1 protein-coding gene is annotated in these 2121 nt (G+C 62.0%); it reads left to right on the forward strand.

Annotated elements, in window-relative coordinates; translation table 11 throughout:
- Window positions 1-1474 precede the first annotated feature (1474 nt).
- Window positions 1475-2121: NAD-dependent epimerase/dehydratase family protein (locus VEY12_07070; GenBank protein ID HYM39889.1), on the forward strand; the 647-nt coding region annotated here is incomplete at its 3' end.

Here is a 2121-nt window from a genome sequence, read left to right on the forward strand (position 1 = left end):
CTGGAGTGCATGACATCTCTGAGCCGGCAGCGCTCCCCGGATTGGGACATCCTCATGGTCGACAACGCCTCGAGTGACGATTCGGTGCCTAAACTCAGAGACGTATTCCCAGACGTGCGTATAGTCCAGCTGGCGAATAACCTAGGCTACGCTGCCGCGGCCAACCGAGCATTGCGACATGCGTCAGAGGTCGACGCGCCCTTTTGCTTACTCCTCAACAATGACCTAGTTGTAGCCGACGGAGCGATCACGAGGATGTTGGCGACTGCGCAACGCACCCCAGCGGTGGCGGCAGTGGGGCCCAGGGTAGTGGACTACTACACAAAGACCAGAGTCCTGTCTTTGGGTTCGTCCGTCAACCTTCGAACAGGATGGACACGGCACAGGACGGCCAGACGAGAGGATGGGCTGGGAAATCCCTACGAGATTGATGGGTACTTGGACGGGAGCGCGATTATGTTTGCGACGCCGAGAATCCACGATGTGGGATTGCTTGACGAACGTTACTTCATGTTCCACGAGGACTCCGACTGGTGCTATCGAGCGCGAAGGCTAGGCTTCTGCCTAGTCGTCGAACCGCGAGCGGTAATATGGCACAAGGTCGGACGCTCCACCGGACTGATGAGCGCTAGCGGGACGTATTTCCTGCATCGAAGCCGGGTGATGTTTGAAAAGAGGTTTTCGACGCGCTTAGACTGGATCGCCTTCTGGGTCGGTCTCCCATGGCACACGTTCATCGGACCTTTGTTGTCAAGTCCCCGCATGAGCACCACTGTCGGGCGATCGGCTAGCATACCAGATATACTACGTGGGCTCGTGGACGGAGCGCTCGCTGCAAATCGATTTCGAGCCAGGTACCAGAACTGGGATTCATCTCGGAGCGCTCTTCAATCGCGCGCTTCCCGAGGACCGTGACGGTGGGAACTCTTCGGACGCCGACTGACTTTGCCTACTCGACGAAATCCTGAAGCATGGGCTTGTGCGTCCCGCAACGAATTTTTGGTGGCCAGACCTCTCCGCAAGGCCACGAACGTGTGCCGTGCCCAGACGGCGGGATGGCCATGCTTATCGATCGCGAGGAAGTGCCGGCTTCCGGGAGGTCGAGCTTCTCCTCTCCGAGGACGGCGCCATCTCATCCGCGAATCGGGAGCTCCATCACGATGCGAAGGCGTGGCAGTCTGTAACCTGCCCAGCCCAATCCGCGTGGCGACAGGACGCATGCCCTGAGCCCCCGCCGACGCGGCCTCATCGGGCGGGACGAACTCGGGCTGTGATTCCGGGGGTTTTCATCGAGCCGAAAGGGGACGCGCGGCTCGCGCAAGGTCGCGCGCGGCGTCTAACCGACGGGGCGAGACCGGGGCAGCCGTCCCGCGACGAGGTGCGAATCGATTCAAAGAGTATACATGCACGAAGACTATCCCGAGAGAGCTCCTCCCACGCGGGAGGCTCAAGGAGTGAGTCGCTGAAGGTCGTTGTGACGGGGGGCGGGGGGTTCGTAGGCTCCCACGTCGTCGAGCGCTACGCGAAGAAGGGGGCCCACGTGGTAGCGTTGGACGCCTTCGCGCGGTCCGAGATCCTGGGAGACCACTTCCTCGGGCCATCCGTGAGCCGGTTCAATTGGGAGTACCTCGGGACGCTCCCAAGCGTCGAGCGTCGGACCGCCGACATCCGGGACACCGCGTCGGTCGAGAAAGCCATCGCCGACGCGGACGTCGTCGTGCACACGGCGGGACAGGTCGCCGTGTCCGCCTCCTTAAAGGACCCCCGAACGGACTTTGACATCAACGTTGCCGGGACGGTCAATGTCCTAGAGGCCGCCCGGAAAAGCGGGTCCGACCCAGTCGTGGTCTTCTGCTCAACGAACAAGGTCTACGGAGACCACCCGAACGACGTGCCCGTGAACGAGGGAGCCACGCGGTACGCCTTCAGCGACCAGACGTACGCGGAGGGCATCCCGGAGACCTTTGCGACCGACCATGCGCACCACACGCCCTACGGGGCGTCGAAGCTCGCGGCCGACCTGTACATGCAGGAGTATGCCCGGAGCTACGGCCTGCGGACCGGTGTGTTTCGGATGTCTTGCATCTATGGGACGCGGCAGTTTGGGATGGAGGACCAGGG

Source organism: Thermoplasmata archaeon, from assembly GCA_035632695.1.
Lineage (GTDB): Archaea > Thermoplasmatota > Thermoplasmata > RBG-16-68-12 > RBG-16-68-12 > RBG-16-68-12.